This window comes from Streptomyces tyrfis, assembly GCF_037034285.1.
In the GTDB taxonomy this organism is placed as follows: domain Bacteria; phylum Actinomycetota; class Actinomycetes; order Streptomycetales; family Streptomycetaceae; genus Streptomyces.
The window spans coordinates 114,973-139,660 of record NZ_JBAGJZ010000002.1; the positions used below are offsets into that span (position 1 = coordinate 114,973).

General features: G+C 73.3%; 17 protein-coding genes, 2 tRNA genes and 2 pseudogenes. 18 read left to right on the top strand and 3 right to left on the bottom strand.

Going from position 1 to position 24,688, the window contains the following annotated elements:
* Positions 1–48: 48 nt before the first annotated feature.
* Genes repSA through WA762_RS02575 form a run of 3 tightly spaced genes read left to right on the top strand, consistent with a single transcriptional unit; the run spans position 49 to position 2,818 of the window.
* On the top strand, positions 49–1,425 hold the full coding sequence (repSA, locus tag WA762_RS02565) for a replication initiator protein RepSA (RefSeq protein WP_335932688.1): 1,377 nt from the start codon (positions 49–51) through the stop codon (positions 1,423–1,425).
* Complete coding sequence (locus tag WA762_RS02570) at positions 1,419–1,640, top strand: helix-turn-helix domain-containing protein (RefSeq protein WP_073786511.1); 222 nt, start codon at positions 1,419–1,421, stop codon at positions 1,638–1,640. Before repSA ends, WA762_RS02570 begins: the two co-directional genes overlap by 7 nt.
* Positions 1,640–2,818 carry a tyrosine-type recombinase/integrase gene (locus WA762_RS02575; RefSeq protein ID WP_335932564.1) on the top strand — a complete coding sequence of 393 codons (1,179 nt, stop codon included), beginning with the start codon at positions 1,640–1,642 and terminating at the stop codon, positions 2,816–2,818. Before WA762_RS02570 ends, WA762_RS02575 begins: the two co-directional genes overlap by 1 nt.
* A 647-nt stretch (positions 2,819–3,465) precedes the next feature.
* Here the strand turns inward: WA762_RS02575 and WA762_RS02580 are convergent.
* Positions 3,466–3,999: an NUDIX hydrolase gene (locus WA762_RS02580; protein ID WP_335932566.1), complete on the bottom strand. Its 534-nt coding sequence runs from the start codon at positions 3,997–3,999 to the stop codon at positions 3,466–3,468.
* Between the two features lie 289 nt (positions 4,000–4,288).
* On the opposite strand from WA762_RS02580, the gene WA762_RS02585 reads away from it, so the two are divergent.
* The 7 genes and pseudogenes from WA762_RS02585 to WA762_RS02615 all read left to right on the top strand — a co-directional run bounded on the left by WA762_RS02585 (position 4,289) and on the right by WA762_RS02615 (position 12,282).
* Positions 4,289–5,509, top strand: a complete 1,221-nt coding sequence (locus WA762_RS02585) for an acyl-CoA dehydrogenase family protein (protein WP_335932568.1) — start codon at positions 4,289–4,291, stop codon at positions 5,507–5,509.
* A 122-nt stretch (positions 5,510–5,631) separates the two neighbouring features.
* Entirely contained in the window at positions 5,632–6,600 is a 969-nt protein-coding gene (locus WA762_RS02590) for a bifunctional MaoC family dehydratase N-terminal/OB-fold nucleic acid binding domain-containing protein (protein ID WP_335932689.1), read from the top strand.
* A gap of 1 nt (position 6,601) precedes the next feature.
* Entirely contained in the window at positions 6,602–7,744 is a 1,143-nt protein-coding gene (locus WA762_RS02595; protein ID WP_335932570.1) for an acyl-CoA dehydrogenase family protein, read from the top strand.
* Positions 7,741–8,124, top strand: a pseudogene (locus WA762_RS02600) (MaoC family dehydratase); the annotation flags it as partial. The gene WA762_RS02595 and the pseudogene WA762_RS02600, both read left to right, overlap by 4 nt.
* A 146-nt stretch (positions 8,125–8,270) precedes the next feature.
* Positions 8,271–9,437, top strand: a complete 1,167-nt coding sequence (locus WA762_RS02605) for a lipid-transfer protein (RefSeq protein ID WP_335932572.1) — start codon at positions 8,271–8,273, stop codon at positions 9,435–9,437.
* 355 nt (positions 9,438–9,792) lie between these two features.
* A complete protein-coding gene (locus tag WA762_RS02610) occupies positions 9,793–10,416 on the top strand; it encodes a SigE family RNA polymerase sigma factor (RefSeq protein WP_335932575.1) in 624 nt (207 codons plus the stop codon).
* 216 nt (positions 10,417–10,632) lie between these two features.
* Positions 10,633–12,282, top strand: coding sequence for a long-chain fatty acid--CoA ligase (locus tag WA762_RS02615; protein ID WP_335932577.1), 1,650 nt, complete (start codon positions 10,633–10,635; stop codon positions 12,280–12,282).
* A gap of 300 nt (positions 12,283–12,582) precedes the next feature.
* Here WA762_RS02615 and WA762_RS02620 read toward each other — a convergent pair whose 3' ends face one another.
* Entirely contained in the window at positions 12,583–16,914 is a 4,332-nt protein-coding gene (locus WA762_RS02620; protein ID WP_335932579.1) for a PAS domain-containing protein, read from the bottom strand.
* A 414-nt stretch (positions 16,915–17,328) separates the two neighbouring features.
* Positions 17,329–17,802 (bottom strand): SSI family serine proteinase inhibitor, encoded by a 474-nt coding sequence (locus tag WA762_RS02625; RefSeq protein WP_335932581.1) that lies wholly within the window; start codon positions 17,800–17,802, stop codon positions 17,329–17,331.
* Between the two features lie 319 nt (positions 17,803–18,121).
* Between WA762_RS02625 and WA762_RS02630 the strand changes: the two genes are divergently transcribed.
* From WA762_RS02630 to WA762_RS02665, 8 genes and pseudogenes are all read left to right on the top strand, one after another.
* Positions 18,122–18,212, top strand: a tRNA-Ser gene (locus tag WA762_RS02630).
* Positions 18,213–18,534: 322 nt separating this feature from the next.
* A tRNA-Arg gene (locus WA762_RS02635) sits at positions 18,535–18,607 on the top strand.
* Between the two features lie 165 nt (positions 18,608–18,772).
* A pseudogene (locus WA762_RS02640) lies at positions 18,773–18,868 on the top strand (XRE family transcriptional regulator); the annotation flags it as partial.
* 2 nt (positions 18,869–18,870) lie between these two features.
* The gene (locus tag WA762_RS02645; RefSeq protein WP_335932583.1) at positions 18,871–19,341 is read left to right on the top strand and encodes an NUDIX domain-containing protein; all 471 of its coding nucleotides are present in this window, start codon (positions 18,871–18,873) and stop codon (positions 19,339–19,341) included.
* Positions 19,342–19,843: 502 nt separating this feature from the next.
* Positions 19,844–20,725, top strand: a complete 882-nt coding sequence (locus WA762_RS02650; protein ID WP_335932585.1) for a DUF2797 domain-containing protein — start codon at positions 19,844–19,846, stop codon at positions 20,723–20,725.
* 137 nt (positions 20,726–20,862) lie between these two features.
* A complete protein-coding gene (locus WA762_RS02655; RefSeq protein ID WP_335932587.1) occupies positions 20,863–21,744 on the top strand; it encodes an amidohydrolase family protein in 882 nt (293 codons plus the stop codon).
* Positions 21,745–21,962: 218 nt separating this feature from the next.
* On the top strand, positions 21,963–22,748 hold the full coding sequence (locus WA762_RS02660) for a response regulator transcription factor (RefSeq protein WP_335932588.1): 786 nt from the start codon (positions 21,963–21,965) through the stop codon (positions 22,746–22,748).
* A gap of 269 nt (positions 22,749–23,017) precedes the next feature.
* The gene (locus tag WA762_RS02665) at positions 23,018–24,550 is read left to right on the top strand and encodes an MFS transporter (protein WP_335932590.1); all 1,533 of its coding nucleotides are present in this window, start codon (positions 23,018–23,020) and stop codon (positions 24,548–24,550) included.
* Positions 24,551–24,688 lie beyond the last annotated feature (138 nt).

Genomic DNA, 24,688 nt, shown 5'->3' on the forward strand with positions numbered 1-24,688 from the left:
ACACCCAGCATGGCCCACCGCGCCTCACCCGCGACACCTCGGGCGCCCATCCCGGACACACGGCTCGACCCGATCACCCTCGGGGATGTGCTCCGGGTGGCCTCGGCCTCCGACTACAACCGTTGGGAAGACCAGATCCGCCGTACCGGCGGCTGCTCCGACCCGATCCACCTCACCGGCTGGGTCCTTCACAAGGACAAGAGCACCGGCGAGACCCTGCACCACTACTCCACCGAGAACGAGCCTGGCGGACGCCTCCGCCTCGCCTGCGGGAACCGCCGCGTCTCCCGCTGCCCCTCCTGCGCATGGACCTACGCGGGCGACACCTACCACCTGATCCGCGTCGGCCTGGCCGGGGACGATCGCCGCGACGTCCCCGCCACCGTCCGCGATCACCCGCGCGTCTTCGCCACCCTCACGGCCCCCTCGTTCGGCCCGGTCCACAACCGGCCCGATCACGGCGCCTGTCGCTGTGGCACCCGGCACGCTCCCGACGCCCCGGAGCTGGGCACTGCTCTCGATCCGGACACCTACGACTACGCGGGCGCCGTGCTGTTCAACAACCACGCCGGTCAGCTCTGGCAGCGCTTCACCACCCGACTCCGCCGCGAACTCGCCGCCCGCGCCGGCCTGCCCCGCCGCGAACTCGCCGAACACCTCCGCGTCTCGTACGGCAAGGTCGCCGAATTCCAGAAGCGCGGGGCCCTGCACTTCCATGCCGTCGTACGCCTCGACGGCCCGGACGGACCCCGCACACCGCCGCCCGCCTGGGCCACGGCCGGCCTCCTCACCGCCGCGATACATGCCGCCGCCGCGCACTCGTACACGTCCGTCTCCGTCCCGGCCGCAGTCGATCAACCCGCCCGTACGTTCCGCTGGGGACGGCAACTCGACGTCCGACCGGTCAAGGCCTTCGGCGACGGCTCCGACATCACCGAACAGGCCGTCGCCTCCTACGTGGCCAAGTACGCCACCAAAGTAGCCGAGAACACGGGCACGTTGGACCGCCGCATCGGCGAACTCTCCGAACTTGATCGCCACCAGGTCCCCGACCACACCCGCCGACTCATCGAAGCGTGCAAGAACCTCGATCCGCTCTACCCGGACCGACGCCTCTGGGCCTGGGCGCACATGCTCGGCTTCCGCGGCCACTTCTCGTCCAAGTCGCGCAGCTACTCCACCACGCTGGGCGCCCTTCGCCAGGAACGCGCCGACTACCGCGCCGCCCAAGAAGCCTCTGCTCTCGGCTTCGACGCCCGCGAGCCGGACACCGTCCTCGTCCTGGCTGACTGGCAGTACGCCGGCCACGGCCACACCCCGGGTGAAGCCGCCCTTGCCGCGACCATCGCCCGCGGCCTCCAGACCAACCGCGAGACCGCGCGCGAGGCGTTGAACGGGCTTGCCACCGACGAAGGGGAGTGGTGACCGTGGACCGACTTCTCACCGTGGACCAGGTCGCAGACCGTCTGGGCACCGGGCTCCGCTTCCCGCGTCGGCTCATCGAGGAACGCCGCATTACCTTCGTCAAGGTCGGCCGACACGTCCGCATCCCGGAGAGCGCCGTGGACGAGTACGTCAGCGCTCACACGGTGGAGCCGATCGTCCTGCGGCGCTCCTCGGCGTACCGGAGGGCTGCCTGATGGCCGGAAAGCGCAAGTCCCGCCGTAACTTCGGTCGCGTCCGAAAGCTGCCGTCCGGCCGGTTCCAGGCGAGGTATCCGGGGCCCGATGGTGTACTCCGCCCAGCCGATCAGACGTTCGCCACCACGACGGACGCTGACCGTTGGCTGGCGCGGAAGCGCATCGAGATCGAAGAAGGGCGCTGGCTCGATCCGGCCGAGGGACAGACCACCGTCCGAGAGTGGGCAGCACGCTGGCTCGCGGCCGTCTCCCCGCAGCTCAAGCACAAGACACAGGCCTCGTACCGATCCCTGATCAACTCGCTGATCGTCCCGACGCTCGGTGATCGCGAGATGTCCAGCCTCCGGCCGATCACGATCGCCGAGTGGGTCGGCGGAATGAAGACCAGGGGCCTCAGCGCGTCGCGGATCAGACAGGCCTACCGGGTCCTGTCGCAGATCATGCGATCGGCCGTCGACAACGAGATGATCTCGCAGACCCCGTGCCGGGGCGTGAAGCTGCCCCGGATGCCTCAGACCGAGCCGCACATCCTCACCCCGTTGGAAGCCTCGCGGATCGTGCGGAACGCGACCAAGCCGCACGACCTGCTGATCGCCCTCCTCGCGTACGCGGGCCTGCGGATCGGTGAGGCGTTCGCGCTGCGGCGTGCGGATATCGACGTATCCGGCGGCCTCGTCCTGGTCGACGAGAACCTGGCAGAAGCCAATGGCGCCCTGGTCTTCGACACCCCCAAGTCCCACCAGAAGCGGCTCCTTCGGATAGGCCCGTCGCTCGCGAAGCGGCTCGGTCGGCATCTGGAAACGCTGCCTGGTGGGGAGGACGCCCTTCTGTTCGTGACTCCCGGGGGCAAGCCGCTGCGCTACAACCAGTGGCGCAAGGCGTACTTCGACCCCGCCGTGGCGGCAGCAGGGTTGACCGACGTCACCCCGCACGATCTCCGTGCCTCGCATGGCACGTGGGTCGCCGACCGGTACGGCGTGATGACCGCCGCGCACCGCCTCGGGCACTCGAACGCGAGCGTCACCACCCGGCACTACGCCCGACCCGTTGCCGGTCGTGACGACCAGGTGGCGGAAGCGGCGGACTCCTGGCTCAGCGGGCACGATCACGAGCGTGGGGCACGTAGCGGGCACGACGACGATGACGACGGCTCCGCCGGGGTGCCCGCACCCGTCTGACCTGCGGCGGAACACCCCGACCCTCGTATCCGCGAGAGATCTTGAAAACCGTCGTGGCGCGAGTCACCGTGGGTTCAAATCCCACACCCACCGCACAGCTGAACGGCCCCTGACCAGGCAAGACGGTCGGGGGCCGTGGTGCTGCCCGGTGTCCGCCGGCCACTCCACACGTCGTCGTGCGCACGCAGGATTCACCGGACGGTGACGCTGCTCGATGTCGTCGGATCCGATCGCGCCGCCTCGTGAAGCACGTTGAGCGCCTCCACCAAGGGGATCGTGCGGAGTTCGGCTTTCGCTCGTTCCATGGCGTGGCCAACTCCCGCCGGAACTTGGCCCGTTCGGCGACCGCTGCTGCTGCGAAATAGGACGTCAGGACGCCGATGAGGACGCCGACCAAGGTCAAGGTCTGGGTGGCCGTGATTGACAACGTACCTTCGTGGGAGGCCGCAGGCCGGGACATGGCGGAGGCACACTCCCGGCTCGGCGGACTCGATCACGAGCGAGGGGCGCGTGGCGGGCGCGGCGACGATGACGACGGCGATGCCGCGTCGCCCGGGCGCGTGTCCGTGGCCGCGTCGCCGGTGGGGGGCGAGTCGGCGTCCCGCCGGATCCGCGTCGGACCGCTCAGGCCGGTCCGCCGCGGCGGGTCAGCGGATCGACTCGTCCATGAGCAGGTAGAGCAGGCCGACGAGGGAGCCGCTGCTGACGATCTCGCGGCGGTCGATCATGCCCCGGACGTCGGCGAGCGGGATCCACTCGATGCGGTCGGACTCGTTCTGCTCGGTCGGCGGGCCCTCGTACGTCGCCCCGTCGGCCCGGAAGACGTGGTGCTGGGAGTTGGTGATGCCGTTGGCCGGCTCCGCGTAGATCAGCGGCCGCACCGGGCCGGGGCGCCAGCCGGTCTCCTCCAGGGCCTCGCGGGCCGCGGCGTCGGCCGGGGTCTCGTCCTCCTCGACCAGGCCCATGGGCAGCTCCCACGCCCAGGTGTCCGTGACGAAGCGGTGCCGCCACATCATCAGGACCTCGCGCCGCTCGTTGACGACCGCGGCCACGGCCAGATGGCGGAGTTTGACGACGTGGTGTTCCCAGCGGTTTCCGTCCGGGGTCTCGATATCGGTGAGCCAGAGGTCCACCCACTCGTTCTCGTAGATCGGACGTTCCCCGTGGATCTTCCACTGCATCGCTGCGGCCCCTCTCGGTCGGCTCCCCAGCATCGCAGAGGCGGTGGGTGGGAAGGGGCGGGCGAGGTCCGATTCGACCGGCAACGGGGGTAAGTGCGAGGGGAGTTCGATGAACCGGGCGGTGTCTCGCGGGGTCTCGCGGTGTCTCGCGCGCCGGGCGGGGCGCGCGCTGGGCGCCCCTCGGCGGCGGGGTGCGTCGGACGCCTTGACACGGCTCATAAATCTGACGGACAGTCAGATACTCAAGCCGGTAACCCGATCCGTACCCCGTGCCCGGGAGGCAGCCGTCGTGCACCTCGCCCAGACGGAGCGGCAGCGGCAACTGCGCGCCGAACTCCGTGCGTACTTCGCCACGTTGATGCCGTCGAAGGTGGGAGCATCCGGGCCCGTCGCCGATACCCCCGACGCTGATGACCCTGGCGCCCATACCCCAGCCGCTGATGACCCGGGCGAACAGCGGCGGTTGCTGCGGCGGATCGGCGCGGACGGGATGCTCGGGCTGGGCTGGCCCGTCGAGTACGGGGGCCGGGGCCGGGGTGCCGACGAGCAGTTCGTGTTCTTCGACGAGGCGTACCGGGCGGGGGCGCCCGTCTCGATGGTCACCCTCAACACCGTCGGCCCGACGCTGATGAAGTACGGCACCGAGGAGCAGAAGGCGTACTTCCTGCCCCGGATCCTCAGCGGCGACCTCGTCTTCGCGATCGGCTACAGCGAACCGGAGGCCGGTACGGACCTGGCGGCGATGCGCACCCGGGCCGTGCGCGACGGCGACTCCTGGGTGATCGACGGGCAGAAGATCTTCACCAGCAACGCGCAGAACGCGGACTGGATCTGGCTCGCCTGCCGTACCGATCCCGAGGCGCCGAAGCACCGGGGGATCTCGATCATCCTGGTCCCGACGGACGCCCCGGGGTTCTCCTGGACGCCGATCGAGACCGTGGGCGGGCTGACCACGACGGCCACGTACTACGACGGGATACGGGTGCCGGCCGGCCATCTGGTGGGCGAGGAGAACGGCGGCTGGGGGCTGATCACCAACCAGCTGAACCACGAACGGGTGGCGCTCGCCGCGATCGGGATGCAGGCCGAGGACTGCTACGCGGCCGCCCTCGCCTTCGCCCGCACCCCGGATCCGGCGACGGGCCGCCGTCCGGCCGAGGAGCCGTGGGTGCGGGCCCGGCTGGCGGAGGCGTACGCGCGACTGGCGGCGACCCGGCTGCTCAACTGGCGGCTGGTGGGGGACGTCGGCGCGGGTTCGCTGGCTCCCGGCGAGGCGAGCGGCGTGAAGTTCGCGGGGACCGAGAGCGCGGTCGAGGTGTACCGGATCTGCCAGGAGGTCGTCGGGGAGGCCGGCACGGTGCGCGGCGGGTCGCCCGGCTGCTTCGGGGACGGGGAGCTGGAGCGGATGAACCGGGCGGCGCAGATCAACACCTTCGGGGGCGGGGTGAGCGAGGTGCAGCGGGAGATCGTCGCGACCATGCGGCTCGGCATGAAGAGGGGCAAGCGGTGACCCGTACGGGGCAGCAGAGGCAGGCGTCGGAGGACGAGGGGAGGCGGACGCCGGAGGAAGAGGAAGGGGAGAGGCGGACGCCGGAGAACGAGGAGAGGAAGGCGCCGACGGAGGAGGACGCGCTGTACGCGCGGCTCAAGGCGTACGAGGGTCGGCCCGCCGCGACCGCGGGCGTCGGCAAGGACCTGGTCAACGAGCCGATGATCAGGCACTGGTGCGAGGCGATGGGCGACACCCATCCCGCCTACGCCGGTCCGGGGGCGATCGCTCCGCCGACCATGCTCCAGGCATGGACGATGGGCGGCCTGTCCGGTCACACCGACCGTTCCCCGGCGTACGAGGAGCTCCTCGGACTGCTCGACGGCGCGGGATACACCTCGGTGGTCGCGACCGACTGCGAGCAGGAGTATCCGCGGCCGCTGCGGCCCGGCGACCGGATCACCTTCGACGCGCTGATCGAGGCGGTCTCGGAACGGAAGACGACCCGGCTCGGTACGGGCTACTTCGTGACGACGCGGATGGACGTACGCGTACGGGGGGAGCTGGCCGGGACGCACCGCTTCCGGATCCTGAAGTACGCGCCCGCGGCGGGGCGGCGCGCGGCGGAACGGCAGCCGCAGAAGCGGGTGGGCCAAGCGGGCCGGGCGGGGGCGGGGGACTCCGCTGATCGGCGGCCGCGTTCGCGCCCGGGGCCCGTGGTCAACCGGGACAACGCCGGGTTCTGGCAGGGCGTCGACGAGCGCAAGCTGCTGATCCAGCGGTGCGCCGAGTGCCGGAGGCCGCGCTTCCCCTGGCTGCCCGGCTGCAACGCGTGCGGCTGCCAGGAATGGGACGCGTTCGAGGCGAGTGGCGAGGGCACCGTCTTCAGCCATGTGGTGATGCACCACCCGTCGTTCCCTGCCTTCAGCGAATCGGGGGAGGGCGGACCGTACGCGGTGGCCCTGATCGAGCTGGCGGAGGGGGTGCGGATGGTCAGCAATGTGATCGGGGTGCCGTACGACAAGGTCCGGACGGGCATGCCGGTCCGGCTCGCATTCCTCCGTACCGGCCCCGAGTCGGTGCTTCCGGTCTTCCGCGGGGGTGAGCACTGACATGGACTTCGCACCCACCGAGGAACAGGCGGCGGCGCAGGGGCTGGCGGCGCGGATCCTCCGCGACCTGTCGACGCACGAGCGCCTGGTCGCGGCAGGCACGGGCACCGACGCCGAGCTGTGGAAGGAGCTGTGCGCGGCCGGACTGCCTGCGGCCGTCGAGGAGATCGGCCTGCTGGGGCTGGTGCTCCTGCTGGAGGAGCAGGGCCGGGTCACGGCGCAGGCGCCGTTCGCGGCGAGCTGTGTGTACGGGCTGCTCGCCGTCGCCGAGCACGGCACGGACGAGCAGCGGGCGCGGCTGCTGCCCGCGCTGCGGGACGGTACGGACGTGGCGGCCGGGGCGTTCCCCGCGCGCGGCGGGATACGGGCGGACGGCGAGGGGCGGTTGACCGGCGGCGCCTCCCCGGTGCCCTGGCTGCGGGACGCGTCTCTGGTCCTGGTCGCGGACGCGGACCGGCGGCTGTGGCTGGTGCGGACCGACGGGCCGGGCGTGACGACGGAGCCGGTGGAGACCACGGCGCCGTGGTCGGCGGCGCGGCTGGTGCTGGACGGGGCGCGCGGGGAGCGGCTGGGTGGCGCGGGGGCGTACGAGGCGGTGCTGGCCGCGAGCCGGATCGCGTTCGCCGGGCTGCAGGCCGGCGTGTGCGCCGGTTCACTGGCCCGGGCCGTCGCCCACACCAACACCCGGGAGCAGTTCGGACGCCCGCTCGCCACCAAGCAGGCGGTGCTGATGCGCGCCGCCGACGCGCACATGGACACCGAGGCGATACGGGTCACCGCGTACGAGGCCGCGTGGCGCCGCGACACGGGACTGCCGTACGCGGCCCAGGCGCTCACCGCCGCGTGGTGGGCGTCCGAGGCGGGCAAGCGGGTGGTGCACACCGGACAGCATCTGCACGGCGGAACGGGCGCGGACCTCGACCATCCGGTGCACCGGCACTTCCTCTGGGGCCGGCAGCTCGACGCCCATCTGGGCTGTGGCGGCGAGGTGCTTCAGGAACTCGGCGCACTGCTGGCGGAGTGCGAGGAACCACCGGCCCGCGAACCGGGCACGGCGGAGTGCGAGGAACCCGAGAAGCCGGAACGGGCCGGGAAGCCGGAGAAGGCAGAGCGGCCGGAGGAGCGGACGAGGGGGCCGGAGTGAAGGTCGGCGAAGAGCTGGAACCGCTGGAGATCGAGGTGACCCGCACCCTGATCGTGGCGGGCGCCATCGCCTCCCGCGACTACCAGGACGTGCACCACGACGCGGAGCTCGCCCGGGAGAAGGGGTCCCCGGACATCTTCATGAACATCCTGACGACCAATGGCCTGGTCGGCAGGTACATCACCGACCGCCTCGGCCCGGCCGCCGTGCTCCGCAAGGTCGCCATCCGGCTGGGCGCGCCCAACTACCCGGGGGACACCATGGTGCTCAGCGGAACCGTCACCGCGCTCGCCGACGACGGGACGGCCGAGGTGGCGGTCGTCGGGACCAACGGCCTCGGCAGACACGTCACCGGAACCGTGACGGTGACGGTGACCGGCGCCGGAACCGGCACCCGCATCCGCACCGGCACCGGCACCCGCAGCGGCACCGGCACCCGCAGCGGCACCGGAACCGGCAGCGTCGACGCTCCGCCCGTCGGCGCTCCGCCCGTCGGCGCTCCGCGTGCGGCGCGCGAGGGGGCGGCATGAGCCTGCGCGGGGCCGACTCGCTCGGCGGCAGGGCGGCGATCGCGGGGATCGGGGCGACCGAGTTCTCCAAGGACTCCGGGCGCAGCGAACTCAAGCTGGCCGTCGAGGCGGTGCGGGCCGCCCTCGACGACGCCGGGCTGACCCCGGCCGACGTGGACGGCATGGTCACGTTCACCATGGACACCAGCCCGGAGATCACCGTCGCCCAGGCGGCCGGGATCGGCGAGCTGTCCTTCTTCTCCCGGGTGCACTACGGGGGCGGGGCCGCCTGCGCCACCGTCCAGCAGGCGGCGATGGCCGTGGCGAGCGGGGTGGCCGAGGTGGTGGTCTGCTACCGGGCGTTCAACGAGCGCTCGGGACGCCGGTTCGGTTCCGGGGTGCAGCACCGCGAGCCCACCGCCGAGGGCGCCGCGCTCGGCTGGAACCTCCCCTTCGGGCTGCTCACGCCCGCGTCCTGGGTCGCCATGGCCGCCCAGCGCTACCTGCACGTCTACGGGCTGACGCCGGAAGCCTTCGGGCATGTCGCGGTCGCCGACCGGCGGCACGCCGCCCGGAACCCGGCCGCGTACTTCTACGGGAAGCCGATCACCCTGGCCGACCACGCCGCGTCGCGCTGGATCGTCGAACCGCTGCGGCTGCTCGACTGCTGCCAGGAGACCGACGGCGGGCAGGCCCTGGTGGTCACCAGCGCGGAGCGGGCCCGGGACCTGCCCCGGCCCCCCGCGCTGATCGCCGCCGCCGCCCAGGGCGCGGGCCGGGCGCAGGAGCAGATGACCAGCTTCTACCGCGACGATCTGACCGGCCTCCCGGAGACGGCGGTGGTCGCCCGGCAGCTCTGGCGGAACTCCGGGCTCTCCCCGGCCGACATCGACGTGGGCATCCTCTACGACCACTTCACGCCGTTCGTGCTGATGCAACTGGAGGAGTTCGGGTTCTGCGGACCGGGCGAGGCCGCCGACTTCGTCGCCGCCGACGCGCTGCCGCTCAACACGCACGGCGGCCAGCTCGGGGAGGCGTATCTGCACGGGATGAACGGCATCGCCGAGGCGGTCCGGCAGATCCGCGGCTCGTCGGTGAACCAGGTCCCCGGTGCGGCTACCGCCCTGGTCACGGCGGGCACCGGGGTGCCCACCTCCGGCCTGATCCTGAGCACCGACGGCTGAGCCGGTGCGGGGTGCGGGGTGCGGGGTTCGTGGCTCGGGGTTCGGAGCGGAGCTTGGGGTGCGGGGCTTGGGGTGCGGGGTTCGGAACTGGGGGGCGTGCACGTCTCGGCGGCCGCCCGTGCCCCCGGCGTAGGCGGTCCCGGCCGCCGGGGGAGCGCCGCGTGAGCACCGGGCGCGCGCCTGACGAGCGCCGCGTGAGTGCTGGGCGGGCCCCGGGGCGGACGACCCTGAGCCCCCGCGAGGGCGGCTCCACCTACAGGAGGTGGGGCAGCCCCCACCCCTACACCTTGAGGCGGACGCCCTTTCGGTCCCTGGGGCCGATCCCCGGGACGGCGCCCGCTTCTAGCGTGGAGCCATGACCACGTCAGTCCGCAAGGGCACCTCCGGGGGAGCTGCCGGAACGGGACACGTCCCGCACGGCTCATGCGCCGCGCACGCGCCGCGCACCGCGCAGGCACCGCACGCCTCGCGGGCCCAGTACGCGCCGTATCCGTCGTTCTCCTCGTTCGTACGGGCACGGGGGCCCGTACTGCTGCGCGCCGCACGCTCGCTCACCGCGAACCCGAGCGACGCCGAGGACCTGCTCCAGACCGCGCTCACCAAGACGTATGTCGCCTGGGAGCGGATCGAGGACCACCGGGCGCTCGACGGCTACGTCCGCCGGGCGCTGCTCAACACCCGTACCTCGCAGTGGCGCAAGCGCAAGGTCGAGGAGTTCGCCTGTGACGAACTGCCCGAGCAGGAGGCCCCCGGCGCCTGCGACCCGGCGGAGCGCCAGACGCTGCACGACGCGATGTGGCGCGCCGTGCTGAAGCTGCCGGACCGCCAGCGGGCCATGGTCGTCCTGCGCTACTACGAGGATCTGAGCGAGGCCCAGACGGCCGAGGTCCTCGGGGTGTCGGTCGGCACGGTGAAGAGCGCGGTGTCACGGGCGCTCGGCAAGCTCAGGGAGGACCCGGAGCTGACCCCGGTCCGCTGACCCCGGTCCGCTGACCCCGGTCCGCTGACCCCGGTCGGCCGATCACGGTCGGCCGATCCCGGTCCGCTGACCTCGGTCGGCCGATCGCGGAAACTCGTGACCCCGGAAGCTCGTGACCCCGGAAACTCGTGACCTCGGAACTAGTGACATACCGCCCGGTATGCGCGCAGAATCAGCGGAACTCTACTGCCGCGTAGCGCCCACCGGGAGGACGCCGTGCTGAGCACCATGCAGGACGTACCGCTGACTGTCACCCGCATCCTCGAACACGGGATGACCATTCACGGGAAGTCGCAGGTCACGACCTGGACTGGGGAAGCCGAGCCGCAGCGCCGCAGCTTCGCGGAGATCGGTCGGCGGGCCGCGCAGCTCGCGCACGCCCTGCGCGACGAACTCGGCGTCGTCGGCGACCAGCGCATAGCGAGCCTCATGTGGAACAACGCCGAGCACGTCGAGGCGTACCTCGCGGTCCCCTCGATGGGCGCGGTCCTCCACACCCTGAACCTCCGGCTCCCCGCCGAGCAGCTGATCTGGATCGCCGAGCACGCCGACGACAAGGTCGTCATCGTCAACGGCTCGCTGCTGCCGATGCTGGCGCCGGTCCTTCCCCGTCTGACCTCGGTCGAGCACGTGATCGTCAGCGGGCCGGGCGACCGTTCCGTCCTCGACGGCGCACGGCCCCGGGTGCACGAGTACGAGGAGCTGATCGCCGGCCGCCCGACCGCCTACGACTGGCCCGAGATCGACGAACGCCAGGCCGCCGCCATGTGCTACACCTCCGGCACCACCGGCGACCCCAAGGGCGTCGTCTACTCCCACCGCTCCATCTACCTGCACTCCATGCAGGTCAACATGGCCGAGTCGATGGGCCTGTCCGACAAGGACACCACCCTGGTCGTGGTCCCGCAGTTCCACGTACTGGCCTGGGGGCTCCCGCACGCGACCTTCATGTCCGGCATCAACATGCTCATGCCGGACCGGTTCCTGCAGCCCGCGCCGCTCGCCGAGATGATCGAGCGCGAGCGGCCGACGCACGCCGCCGCCGTCCCCACCATCTGGCAGGGCCTGCTCGCCGAGGTCCTCGCGAACCCGCGCGACCTGACCTCCATGGCCTGCGTCACCATCGGCGGCGCCGCCTGCCCGCCCTCCCTGATGGAGGCGTACGACAGGCTCGGCGTCCGGGTCTGCCACGCCTGGGGCATGACGGAGACCTCGCCGCTGGGCACCATGGCCATCCCGCCCGCCGGCCTGTCGGAGGAGGAGCAGTGGCCCTACCGCGTCACCCAGGGCCGGTTCCCGGCCGGTGTCGAGGCGCGGCTGGTCGGACCCGACGGCGAGCGTCTGCCGTGGGACAACGCCTCGGCCGGTGAGCTGGAGGTACGGGGTCCCTGGATCGCGGGGGCGTACTACGGGGGCGCGGACGGCGAGGACCTGCGCCCCGAGGACAAGTTCAGCGAGGACGGCTGGCTGAAGACCGGTGACGTCGGCGTGATCAGCCCGGACGGCTTCCTCACCCTCACCGACCGGGCCAAGGACGTCATCAAGTCCGGCGGCGAGTGGATTTCGAGCGTCTCGCTGGAGAACGTGCTCATGGCGCACCCGGACGTGGCCGAGGCGGCGGTCGTCGCGGTCCCGGACGACAAGTGGGGCGAGCGCCCGCTCGCGACGGTCGTGCTCAAGGAGGGCGCCGACGCGGACTACGCGGCGCTGCGGACCTTCCTCACCGAGTCCGGGATCGCCAAGTGGCAGCTGCCGGAGCGCTGGACGGTCATTCCGGCGGTGCCGAAGACGAGCGTCGGCAAGTTCGACAAGAAGGTGCTCCGCAGGCAGTACGCGGAGGGCGCGCTGGACATCACCCACCTCTGACCGGTCCGGCCGGCACCCCGTAGGGGGTGTCTGACAAATACCTGCGGCGTCGCACTCATTTATCAGACACCCCCTGGGCCGCGCGGTGCGGTGAACGGGAAAGGGCGGGGGCGGGGGCGGTACGGAACCTTCCGTACCGCGCCCCGCCCCGTGCGCTTCCACACCGTCGTACGGGCCGTGGACCCCGGCCGTGGACCGTACGGCCCTGGACCGGGCGGCCGTGCGGGCCGCCGTCCGTGCGCGTCCCCGTCCGCGCGTCCCCGTCCGCGCGGGCCCGGAGGCGCGGCCCCGGACGCGCCGTCAGTTGGTGCCGATCTTCGCGAGCAGATCGACGATCCGCGACTGCACCTCTTCGCTCGTCGAGCGCTCGGCCAGGAACAGCACCGTCTCGCCCGTGCTGAGCTTCGGCAGGTCCGAACCCGACATGTCGGCGGAGGTGTAGACGACCAGCGGCGTCCGGCTCAGCTGCCCGTTGGCGCGCAGCCAGTCGATGATCCCGGCCCGGCGGCGGCGTACCTGCATCAGGTCCATCACCACCAGGTTGGGCCGCATCCGTCCGGCGAGCGTCACCGCCTCGCTGTCCGTGGCCGCCCGGCCCACCTGCATGCCCCGGCGCTCCAGCGTCTCCGTCAGGGCCAGCGCGATCTCCTCGTGCTCCTCGATCAGCAGCACCCGCGGCGGATGCTGCTCGCTGTCGCGCGGCGCCAGCGCCTTGAGGAGCACGGCCGGGTCGGCGCCGTACGCCGCCTCCCGCGACGCCTGGCCCAGACCCGCCGTCACCAGCACCGGGACCTCGGCCGCCACCGCCGCCTGACGCAGCGACTGGAGCGCCTTGCGGGTGATCGGCCCGGTGAGCGGGTCGACGAACAGCGCGGCCGGGAACGCCGCGATCTGCGCGTCGACCTCCTCGCGCGAGTGCACGATCACCGGCCGGTAGCCGCGATCGCTCAGCGCCTGCTGGGTGGCGACGTCGGGGGCCGGCCAGACCAGCAGCCGACGCGGGTTGTCCAGCGGCTCCGGGGGCAGCTCGTCGTCGACCGGCCGCGGCGACGGGCGGTTGGCGACCTCCACCGCCCCGCCCGGCCCGTCCAGCGGCTCCGGCCCCTCGGCGCCCTCGTCGGGCGCGCCTATGGCGTACGCACGTCCCTCGGCCTCCGGGGCCGGGGGCGACAGCAGCTGACCGGGTCCCCCGGGAGCGGCATGAGCACCGTGGGCCTCGGGAGCGCTGGGAGCCCGCTGGACCTGCGCCGGAACCGGGCCCTGCGGGGTGCCGGGACCGGCCGCGGCGGGCCGGGCGGAGGGGACGGAGGGCGCGGCTCCGGGCGCGGGCCGGGCTGCCGATGGCTGCGGCGGCACGGGCTGCGAGCCGTGCTCCTCCTCCGGCGGCGCGGCGAGCTTGCGGCGGCGTCCGGCGCCGCCGGGGGCCTGATGCGGCTGCTGGGCGAGGTGCTGGGCGAACGGCACGCCCTGGCCGAGCGTCCGCACGCTGAACGCGCGCCCCTGCGTGTCCGTGGGGCCGCCGCTCATCGGCGCCTCCGCGGGCAGCGGCTGCCGCCGCGCGTCCGCTCCGGGCGCGAGGTCGTGCGGGTGGCCGGGCGCCGTGCCGTCGGCGGGGCCGGTGCCGACCGTGGAACCGGTGGCATGGGCGGTGTGACCGGCCGCGGGCGGGAGGTCCGGGGCCTCGCCGGACCGGGCGCCGGGCAGCTCGGCGGACGGCCCGCCGGGAGCCGTCGGCGCGCCCGGACCCTGCCCCGGGGCGCCGTTCCCCGGCAGGCCCCCGGGCCGCGCCGCCGACGCGAGCGGCACGGCGTCCTCGGCGTCCGGTCCGGGCTGCCGGTGCTCGGGCTGCTGCTGGGGGTCGGCGTGACGCGCCCGGCGTCGCCCGGTCGGCACCGGGTGGGCCTGGGGCGGGGTGTGGTCGTCGTCCGGCGCGAGGCGCGCCGCGTCGTGGCGTCCGGGCAGCGAGGCGTCCGCGCCGGGAGCCGGGGACGCGCCCCGGTCCGCGTCGGCCGGCGGGAGGGCGAACGCGGTGCGCGGCCCGGCCGGTTCGGCCTGCGCGGACCGCTCCTGCGCGGCCGCCAGGGCCCGCCGGGCCCGCCGGCCGGTCGGCCTGGACGCCTGCGCCGCGCCGTCCCCGCCCGTCGGAGCGCTCTCGGCACTCCCCGCGGCGGCATCCCCGGGAGCGGTCCCGGAAGCACCTGCGGGAGCACCGGCCGGGGCGGCCGACACGGGCAGGGCCGGCTGGTTCTCACCGCTCCGGCCCGCCCGGTGCGTGCCCGCCGCGGGCACCGGCACCGGGACCTCGGACGGAACGCCCTGGGGCGGCACGGTCCGGCCGGGCTGCGGACGGCCGCCGCCCTGCGCGCCCTCGGCCGCCGTCACCACCGACCCCTCGGCCGGCGCCGCCGCGGGCAGCGCCAGCGCCTGGCCCGGGCCCTGCGGCCCGGCGGCGGACTCCCGGAGCGGGGGCTCCTGCTCCGGTCCCCGCTCGCCCGGGGCCTGCTGGGGCAACGGCGGCAGCGGGGGCAACGGAGGAAGCTGCGGGGGCAGCGGGTACTGGCCGGACTCGGCCGGGCTCGGCCGTCCCCGCCTGCGCCCCGATCCCTCGCCCTGCTGGACCGGAATCCGGTCCTGCGGGCCCTGACCGCCCAGCGTCTCCGGCGCGCCCTCGGCCGCGTGCTCGCGGCGCGCCCGGCGCCGGCCGGTCGGCTCGGGCAGCGCGGCGTTCCCCGAGGCGTCGGCGGGCGTCTCGTCGGAACCGGCGCCCGGCCCCGAACCGCCCACGGGGCTCTCCAGGAACGCGTCCGTGGACGACCGGCGCGCCCGGCGCCGCCCGCCGCCCGCCTGGGCGGCCCCCGGACCCTGCGCCGACGCGGTCTCCGCCCCGCCCGGCTCCTGCTCGGCCGCCGCATCCGGGACCGGCCCGGCCGCGGGCTCCGCCGCGGGCGTCCCCGGCACCACCGTCCCCGAGCCCGCGCCCAGCGGCACTTCGAGGACGTAGGCGCTGCCGCTCATCCCCGGCACCTCGTGCGTCTGCAGCACCCCGCCGTGCGCCTCCACGATCCCGCGCACGATCGGCTCGTGCACCGGATCCCCGCCGGCGTACGGCCCGCGCACCTCGATCCGTACGACCTCGCCGCGCTGCGCCGCGGCGACGACGACCGTCGAGTCGACATAGCCGCCGCCCGGCACCACGGGGGCCTTGCCGGTCGAGTCCACCCCGGCGACGTCCGCGACCAGATGGGCCAGCGCGGTCACCAGCCGGGCCGCGTCCACCTCCGCCTCGATCGGCGGCGCGTGCACGGCGAACTGGGCGCGCCCCGGGCCGATCAGCTCGACGGCGGCGTCGATGCCGGCCGTCACGACCGAGTCGAGCAGCACGTTCGCCTTGGACAGCGCCTCGTCGCCGGCGTCCAGGCGCTGGTAGCCGAGCACGTTGTCGACGAGCGTGGTCATCCGGGCGTAGCCGGCGGCCAGGTGGTGCAGGATCTGGTTGGCCTCCGGCCACAGCTGGCCGGCGGGGTCGGCGGCGAGCGTGGAGAGCTCGCCGCGCAGCTCCTCCAGCGGGCCGCGCAGCGCCCCGCCGAGCACGGCGGTGAGCTGGGCGTGCCGGGCGGTGAGCGCCGTCAGGCGTTCGGCCTGCTGCTCCAGCTCGGCCGAATACCGCTCGGAGCGGTCGGCCAGTTCCGCCTCGTGGCGTTCCGTCAGCTCGCCGATCTCGGCGGCGTGGCCCGCCGTCAGCTTCTCGACCTCGGCGGTGTGGCGCGAGGTCAGCTCGTCGACCTCGGCCCTGTGCTGTTCGGTGAGCTCCTCGTGCGGCCTGCGGTCGGTGAACGTCATGACCGCGCCGACCAGCTGGTCGCCGTCCCGGACCGGTGCGGTGGTCAGGTCGACCGGGACCCGGGCCCCGCTCTTGGACCACAGGACCTGGCCGCGCACCCGGTGCTTGCGCCCGGACTTGAGGGTGTCGGCCAGCGGCGACTCCGCGTACGGGAACGGCTCGCCGTCCGCCCGCGAGTGCAGGACCAGCGTGTGCAGCTCCCGCCCGCCCAGGTCGCTGGCGCGGAAACCGAGGATCTGCGCGGCGGCCGGGTTGACCAGCACGACCCGGCCGTCCGTGTCCGTGCCGACGACGCCCTCGGCCGCGGCCCGCAGGATCATCTCCGTCTGCCGCTGCGAACGGGCCAGTTCGGCCTCGGTGTCGACGGTGCCCGTCAGGTCCCGTACGACGATCATCAGCAGCTCGTCGCCGGTGTAGCCGCCGCCGTAACCGCTCTGGAAGTCGTTGTACGCGGCCTGGCCGTCCTCCAGCCCGGCGCTGGTGACCTCGACCGGGTACTCGGTGCCGTCCGTGCGGCGCGCGGTCATCCGCGTCGGCTTCGTGCGGACCCGGTTGTCGGCGGCGGGCCCGGGCCGGCGCATCGAGCCGGGGATCAGCCGGGAGTCGAACTCCGGCAGCAGATCGAGGAGCCCGCGTCCGACGAGCGCGGTGCCCGGAGTCTCGAACATCTCCAGGGCGATCGAGTTCGCGTTGACGACCGTGCCGTTGCAGTTGACGAGCAGCAGCCCGTTCGGGAGGGCATCGAGTATGGCTGCGAGGCGAGCAGTGCCTCGGGACGGCCTGCTGCTCACGAGACGCTTCCTCCCTGATTACCGCACCTTGCCGACAGCGGGCCCCATCTTGCCCCTCGGGCCGCGTGCTGTCACGGAAGGAGTCTAAGGGCAGGGGAGGGGCGCGGGGCGGCGGATGAGGAGGAGCTCTCACCAAGGTTCGGTGGACATGGCATGGCGTACCGGCCCGCGGCGCGCCCGCCGTACGCCGTACGCGGCCCCGTCCGCCGGGCCCGGCGGACGGCACGCGCCGCCTGCCGGCCCCGGTCCGTCCCTCGGCACCGGACCCCCGCACGGACCCCCGCACGGGCCCCGGGCGGGAGCCGCCCGCCGGACGTCGGCCCGGGACACGCACGGCCCGTCGAGGCATGCCCGACGCCGGCGGCGCCGCCGGCGTCACCACAGCCCGCGGGCGTCACCGCACGTCGGCGGGCGTCACCTCACATTGGGGAGTACCGGCCGCAGCTTGTTCCAGCGCGAGATCTCGCAGCCGTCGGCCCGGCTGAAGGCCGCGTCGACGTGCCGCCCCCGCCAGGTGCCGGTGACCCTGGCCCCGGCGGGACCGCCGTACTGCTGGGTGCACATGGCGCCCCTGGGCACCGGCGCGAACGGGTCCGCGCCCTCGCCCGCCAGCTGCGCCAGCCGCTCGCAGGCGTGCTCCGCCGCCGGGTGGCTGCCGCCCACGGGGTCGCACTCCAGCTCGAAGGTCCCCTCGGCCGAGGGATCCCCCGCCTCCGAGACCGTCACGGTCAGCCGGGTGTGCGCGTCGTCGCTCCCGAAGAGGGGCAGCGGCACCGGCAGGGGAAGGGGCAGCGGACCGGGGGCCGCCGCGGCGCCCGGTGCGGCGGCGGACAGCACGGCGAGGGACGCGACGGCGGTCAGGGCGGTACGGACGAGGCGGTACTGCATACGGGCTCCTGGGCTTGGGCCCTCCGGAAGATCGCGCGACCGCCCCGTGGACGGTCGTGGTCCTCGTAGGACGGTCGTGGTCCTTGTAGTTCGATCGCGCGATACGCGGGGAGGGACGGGCTGTGACGAACGGAGGATCGGGGAACAGGAGGCCGGACGCCTCCTCCCTCACTAACGCGCCTCGCGGCACGGCGTTGCGCATCCGGCACAGGCTTTGCCCTCGCGCCCGGCCGCCTAGTACCGTAGGTCGCGATTGGTGGCACGACACTCACCTGTGTCATCATCTGCACACACCACTCGCGCTCGCGCGGGGTGTGCTGGAGGCGTCGCCTAGTCCGGTCTATGGCGCCGCACTGCTAATGCGGTTTGGGTCTTAAAACCCATCGAGGGTTCAAATCCCTCCGCCTCCGCTCGATGGCTGAAGCCCCGTGTCATGGACACGGGGCTTCTGTCGTGTTCGGCTCCGTGCTTCGTCCCCCGCCGGGTCCGTGACTCGTTCCCGGGCCGTGTTTCATCCCGGGGGGTCGGCGGGAGGCTCCGGCCTCCCCGAAAGATCCCCGGCGCGGCCGCCCGCGGGCCCCCTCGCCTGCCGCGCGGCACTCCCCGAGCAACGCCGAACATGACGTTTCCGCAGGTCAGGGGCGGTATGGCTAATGGATTTCGCGCTACGGCGCAGGTCATGTAATGTTGTTCCCGCAACGCCGACCGGGAAGAAAAAACCGGGAAGCACAAGCACTCGTAGCTTAACGGATAGAGCATCTGACTACGGATCAGAAGGTTGCAGGTTCGAATCCTGCCGAGTGCACAGCAGACCAGAGGCCCCGGAGAAATCCGGGGCCTCTGGCTTTTGCCTTGACGGCAGTGTCTGACGGCAACCGTCTCAGAGGGCGGGTGCGAGTCTGATCAGACGGCTACGAGGACACCGGCCGCGCTGTCGCCATCGTCCGGCCCATCGCCGTCCTCCTCGGCGCATCCCCGACGCGACGGAGCGGGCGGCATGTTCGACACCTACGCCAGCAGCTTCGATGCGGTCTGGGAGACCGCGATGCCGGTAAGCGAAGGGTGATCATGGCACGGACCGAGTACTACGACGACCCGGCGGCACCAGAGCCGAACAGCTTGGTGGTCGCCGCGTCCGCCGTGGTTACCGACGACGAAGGACGCGTGCTCCTCCAGCGCCGGTGGGATAACGATCTCTGGGCGCTACCTGGCGGCGGCATGGAGATGACCGACTCGCTCCCGGGAACAGCAGTCCGTGAGGTGAAGGAGGAAACAGGTCTGGACGTAGAGATCACCGGGCTCGTGGGCACATACACCGACCCTCGCCACGTCATCGCCTACTCGGACGGCGAGGTGCGCAGACAGTTCAACGTCTGCTTCACCGCCCGTGTGGTCGGTGGCCGACTCGCGATCTCGGACGAGTCCACGGAGTTGCGGTTCGTCCAGCCGGAGGAGATTGATCAGCTGCCCATGCACCACACACAGCGCCTCCGGATCCGGCACTTCCTGGAGCACCGTGAGCGGCCCTACCTCGGCTGATCGCACCAGCGACGCCCACTTGACCAGGATGACGGCCCGCTGTCTGACCAGGAGTTGGCCCAGTTCCGTGATCTGCTACGCCGGTACTGCGCACACGAACTCGACCAGTGGGAGAGCTTGCAGAACGAGACGCCGTGCGGTCCTGTGTACGTGCTCTTCACGCGTTCCCTTCGGGCTGCCGGGCCCGGACAGGGCCGCGTACACCCGGACGCTGGGCGACGTGGCCGCGGTCGCGGCGTCGGTGGGCCTCGCCACCGCGGCGCTCGCGGTCGTGCTGCTGTGGGGGCGGCGAGGCCGGTGACGCGTCCCGGTCGAGGCCTGCCGTCCGGCGTCTGTCGTGCGGGGCCTGCCGTCCGGCGTCCGGCGTCTGCCGTCTGTCGTGCGGGGTCTGCGGTCTGCCGTCCGGCGTCCGGTGCGTGGTGCCTTTCACCCGGCCTCCGCCGCCCGCTGCCCGGTAGCATCGCGGGATCCCTCATCGTCCGCGAGCGTCCGGAGTTCACCCATGGGCTGGCAGTGCACGGGGCTGCGATGGCCGACGGAGGACGGCGGGCCCTCGCTCGGCTGGTCGCGCGCCGGGGCGGCGCGGGTCAGCGCGCTCGCGTACGGGACGGAGCTCGGGTTCCGGGCCGCCGGGCCGCGGCGGTGTGCGGGGGCGCGCGGGCACGCGTGTCCCGTGGGGGCCGTGGTGCCGGGGCGGAGCACGGGGGCGCGATGCCCGGAGTGCGCGCGGCTGGACCGGGCGCATTCGGTGGCCGCCGACACGATCGCCGACGACCCCCGCACGTACCGGGTGTATCTCGCCTGGTTCGGGCCGGGAATGGTGAAGGTCGGGATCACCGCCGAGGAGCGCGGGGCGGCACGGCTGCGGGAGCAGGGGGCCGTGGTGTTCAGCTGGCTGGGGCGGGGGCCGCTGATGGCGGCCCGGCGGACCGAGGAACTGCTGCGGTCGGCGCTCGGGGTGCCGGACCGTATCCCGTACGCCGCGAAGCGGGCCGCGCGCGCGACGCTGCCGGGGCTGGAGGAACGGCGGGCCGAGGTGGCCGGGCTCCACGGCCGGGCCGTGGCGCTGGAGGGGACGGGCTGGCCGGAGACGCTGGAACGGCTGCCGTTCGACGCGGTCGACCACGCCGGGCTGTTCGGGCTGGGCGGCACGGTCGAGGTGACGTCCGCGGTCACCGAGCTGGTGGACGGGGGCGCGGTCGCGGGGCGGCTGGTGGCGGCGGCCGGGCCGGACCTGCATCTGGAGACGGCGTCGGACGGGGTCGTGGTGCTGGACACCCGGCTGATGACCGGGTGGGAGCTGACGGGCGCCGACGCGCGGGCCGGGGTGGGGGTGCCGGTGGCCGGTCTCGGGGGCGGTGCGGTGCAGGGCGGGCTGTTCTGAGATCGTCGGACCCGATCAGGGAATTTCGGGCCTGATCAAGGAACTTCGGAATTGATCAGAGAACTTCGGAGTTCCCCAAGGGACTTCGGATTCGGGCGGCGGGACGCGCCGCCCCGGCCGCGGGAGGGGTGCGCTGCGTGAAGACGGGTGACGCCGACGACGTCGTACGGTTCTGGGAACGGCTGGGGCTGCCCGGGATCATCGACGTCCACACGCACTTCATGCCGGAACGGGTGCTGCGCAAGGTCTGGGCGTACTTCGACGCGGCCGGCCCGCTGACGGCCATGGAGTGGCCGATCGAGTACCGGCACGACGAGGACGAACGGCTGGCGCTGCTGCGCTCGTTCGGCGTGCTGCGGTTCACCTCGATGCTCTATCCGCACAAGCCGGGGATGGCCGCCTGGCTGAACGAGTGGGCGGCCGGGTTCGCGCGCCGGGTGCCGGACTGCCTGCACACCGCGACCTTCTTCCCGGAGGCGGGCGCCGAGCGGTATGTGCGCGAGGCGGTGGAGGCGGGGGCGAGGGTCTTCAAGGCGCATGTCCAGGTCGGCGGGTACGACCCCGGCGACCCGTCGCTGGACCCGGTGTGGGGGCTGCTCGCCGAGGCCGGGATCCCGGTGGTCACGCACTGCGGCTCCGGACCGGCGCCCGGCCGCCACACCGGGCCGGAGCCGATCGCCCGGCTGCTGGCCCGCCATCCGCGGCTGCGGCTGGTCGTGGCGCACCTGGGGATGCCGGAGTACGCGGAGTTCCTGGCGCTGGCCGAGACGTACCCGGAGGTGCGGCTGGACACGACGATGGCGTTCACGGACTTCACGGAGAGGACGAGCCCGTTCCCGGCGGCCGAACGGGGGCGGCTCGCCGCGCTCGGGGACCGGATCCTGCTGGGCACGGACTTCCCGAACATCCCGTATCCGTACGCGCATCAGCTGCACGCGCTGGAACGGCTGGAGCTGGGCGACGACTGGCTGCGGGCGGTCTGCCACGGCAACGCGAGGGCGCTGTTCGGGCCCGCCTGAGCGCGGACGCGCCGCTTCCGGGCGGGCTGCTCGGACGGGCTGCTCCGGCGGGCGGGCTGCTCGGACGGGCTGCTCCGGCGGGCGGGCTGCTCCGGCGGGCGGGCTGCTCCGATGGGCGGCTCGAACGGCCGGCCCGGGGCCTGGGGCCCGGCGCCTTTCTCAGAGAATTCACAGAATCGGGAAAGACGTCTCTCAGAGGAGCCTCACAGGGTTGAGGCATGAGGACGACGATCTCGCCCCAGGGGCGTACCGAACTGCCCGAGGGACCTGTCGAGCCGGCCCGGCGACGCACCGGGCCGTCCGCGGCCGGCCGTTCCCGCGTCCGCGTGCTCGTGGTCGACGACGAGGCCGCGCTCACCGAACTGCTCTCCATGGCACTGCGCTACGAGGGCTGGGAGGTGCGCAGCGCCGGGAGCGCCGCCGAGGCCGTGCGGATGGCGCGGGACTTCAGGCCCGACGCGGTGGTCCTCGACGTGATGCTCCCGGACACGGACGGGTTCGCGGTGCTCGGCGGGCTGCGGCGGGAGCTCGCCGAGGTGCCCGTGCTGTTCCTGACCGGGCGGGACGCGGTCGGGGAGCGGATCGCCGGGCTGACCGCGGGCGGCGACGACTACGTCACCAAGCCGTTCGGCCTGGAGGAGGTCGTGGCCCGGCTGCGCGGGCTGATCCGGCGGTCCGGCCCGGCGGCGGCCGTGCGCGCCGAGTCGTCGCTCGTCGTCGGGGACCTGGTCCTGGACGAGGACAGCCACGAGGTGAGCCGGGGCGGCGCCGCCATCCATCTCACGGCCACCGAGTTCGAGCTGCTGCGCTTCCTGATGCGCAATCCGCGGCGGGTGCTGAGCAAGGCGCAGATCCTGGACCGGGTGTGGAACTACGACTTCGGCGGACAGGCGAACGTCGTCGAGCTGTACATCTCGTATCTGCGCAAGAAGATCGACCGCGGCCGGACGCCGATGATCCACACCCGGCGTGGGGCGGGGTACCTCATCAAGCCCGGCGAGTAGCCGGTCGAGCAGCCGGCAGGCAGTGCGGGCGGCGCTGGCGGCCGAGGCGGCGAGCGGGGACGAACGGAGGAGCGCGGGCGAGCGGAGGGACGGGCGAGCGGAAGCGCGGACGGGCGGACGGGCGGAAGAGCGTCGGCCCGTGGTCTCGGCGGCGGTGGGCCACGGCACGGGCCCGTGGCGGCGTAAAAGAGTTGTACGCCGTATGAGACGGACTTACGCTGTATAGCAATCATCCTCCTGTACGCCGTATAAGTCACCCGGGAGTCCGCATGGCGACTACCGCCGCCGAGCAGAACGGGCACGCACCGCCGAGCCGCCATCCGCAGCGCTGGCTGATCCTCGGCGTCATCTGCCTCGCCCAGCTCACCGTGCTGCTCGACAACACCGTCCTCAACGTCGCGATCCCCTCCCTCACCCGGGAGCTGGACGCGTCCACCGCCGATGTGCAGTGGATGATCAACGCCTACTCGCTCGTCCAGTCGGGCCTGCTGCTCACGGCGGGCAGCTCCGCCGACCGCTACGGCCGCAAGAGGATGCTGCTCGCCGGGCTCGCCCTCTTCGGCGTCGGTTCGCTGGTCGCCGGAATGGCGCAGTCGTCCGCGCAGCTGATCGCCGCGCGGGCCGGCATGGGCATCGGCGGCGCGCTGCTGATGACCACGACCCTCGCCGTCGTCGTCCAGATCTTCGACGAGGCCGAGCGGGTCAGGGCGATCGGCGTCTGGGCGACCGTCAACTCGCTCGGCTTCGCCGTCGGCCCGCTGATCGGCGGGGTGATGCTCGACCACTTCTGGTGGGGCGCGATCTTCCTGATCAACATCCCCGTCGCCGTTCTCGGCCTGGTCGCCGTGGCCCGGCTCGTCCCGGAGTCCAGGAACTCCCGGGGCGACCGCCCCGACCTGCTCGGCGCGCTGCTCTCCACGATCGGCATGGCGTCCGTCGTGTACGCGATCATCTCCGGGCCGGAGCACGGCTGGACGTCCGGCCGGGTGCTGCTGACCGCTCTCGTCGGGGTCGTCGTCCTCGCCGGGTTCGTGCTGTGGGAGCTGCGGATCCCGTACCCGATGCTGGACATGCACTTCTTCCGGGACCGGAAGTTCGTCGGGGCCGTCGCCGGCGCGATCCTGGTCGCCTTCGGGATGGGCGGCTCGCTCTTCCTGCTCACCCAGCAGCTCCAGTTCGTGCTCGGCTACGGGCCGCTGGAGGCCGGGTTGCGCACGGCTCCGCTGGCGCTGAGCGTCGTCGTGCTCAACCTCTCCGGGCTCGGCGCCCGGCTGGTGCCCAGGCTGGGCACGCCCGTCACCATCGCGGCCGGGATGAGCCTGCTGGCCGCGGGGCTGGCCGCGATCGCGCTGCTCGGCGGCGACGGCTACGGCGGCATGCTGTTGGGCCTGGTCGTGATGGGCGCGGGCATCGCGCTCGCCATGCCGGCCATGGCCAACGCGATCATGAGCGCCATTCCGCCGGAGAAGGCGGGCGTGGGCGCCGGGGTCAACGGCACGCTCGCCGAATTCGGCAACGGTCTGGGCGTCGCCGTCCTCGGTGCGGTGCTGAACTCGCGCTTCGCGTCGCTCGTGCCCGCCGCGGTGGGCGCCGCCTCGCTGCCCGTCGCGCTGGCCTCGGCCGCCGACGCGGGCGAACGGGCGCGGATCACCGACGCGTTCGCCTCGGGCCTGGAGGCCAGCCAGCTGGCCGGGGCGGTGGCGGTGCTGGCCGGCGGCCTGCTGGCGGCGGCGCTCCTGCGCCGCGCGGAACGGGACGAGTCCCCCCGGCCGGACTCCACCGAGCCCGCGGCGGCGGCATAGCATCAGGGCGGGGCGCGTCGGACGGCACGGGCCGTACGAGCCGTACGCATCGGCGTCCGCGGGGACGCGCGGGCGCGGGCGTTCCGCGCGGGCGCGTGCGGGCGTTCCGCGCGTGCGGGGCGGATCGGTGTGCCCCGC

What these genes read in the sequence shown, in the direction of transcription:
- WA762_RS02580 (WP_335932566.1), bottom strand. Translation starts at nt 3,999, where the DNA reads ATGCAGTGGAAGATCCACGGGGAACGTCCGATCTACGAGAACGAGTGG.
- WA762_RS02605 (WP_335932572.1), top strand. Translation starts at nt 8,271, where the DNA reads ATGAGCCTGCGCGGGGCCGACTCGCTCGGCGGCAGGGCGGCGATCGCG.
- WA762_RS02595 (WP_335932570.1), top strand. Translation starts at nt 6,602, where the DNA reads ATGGACTTCGCACCCACCGAGGAACAGGCGGCGGCGCAGGGGCTGGCG.
- WA762_RS02645 (WP_335932583.1), top strand. Translation starts at nt 18,871, where the DNA reads ATGGCACGGACCGAGTACTACGACGACCCGGCGGCACCAGAGCCGAAC.
- WA762_RS02665 (WP_335932590.1), top strand. Translation starts at nt 23,018, where the DNA reads ATGGCGACTACCGCCGCCGAGCAGAACGGGCACGCACCGCCGAGCCGC.
- WA762_RS02625 (WP_335932581.1), bottom strand. Translation starts at nt 17,802, where the DNA reads ATGCAGTACCGCCTCGTCCGTACCGCCCTGACCGCCGTCGCGTCCCTC.
- WA762_RS02610 (WP_335932575.1), top strand. Translation starts at nt 9,793, where the DNA reads ATGACCACGTCAGTCCGCAAGGGCACCTCCGGGGGAGCTGCCGGAACG.
- WA762_RS02650 (WP_335932585.1), top strand. Translation starts at nt 19,844, where the DNA reads ATGGGCTGGCAGTGCACGGGGCTGCGATGGCCGACGGAGGACGGCGGG.
- WA762_RS02575 (WP_335932564.1), top strand. Translation starts at nt 1,640, where the DNA reads ATGGCCGGAAAGCGCAAGTCCCGCCGTAACTTCGGTCGCGTCCGAAAG.
- WA762_RS02660 (WP_335932588.1), top strand. Translation starts at nt 21,963, where the DNA reads ATGAGGACGACGATCTCGCCCCAGGGGCGTACCGAACTGCCCGAGGGA.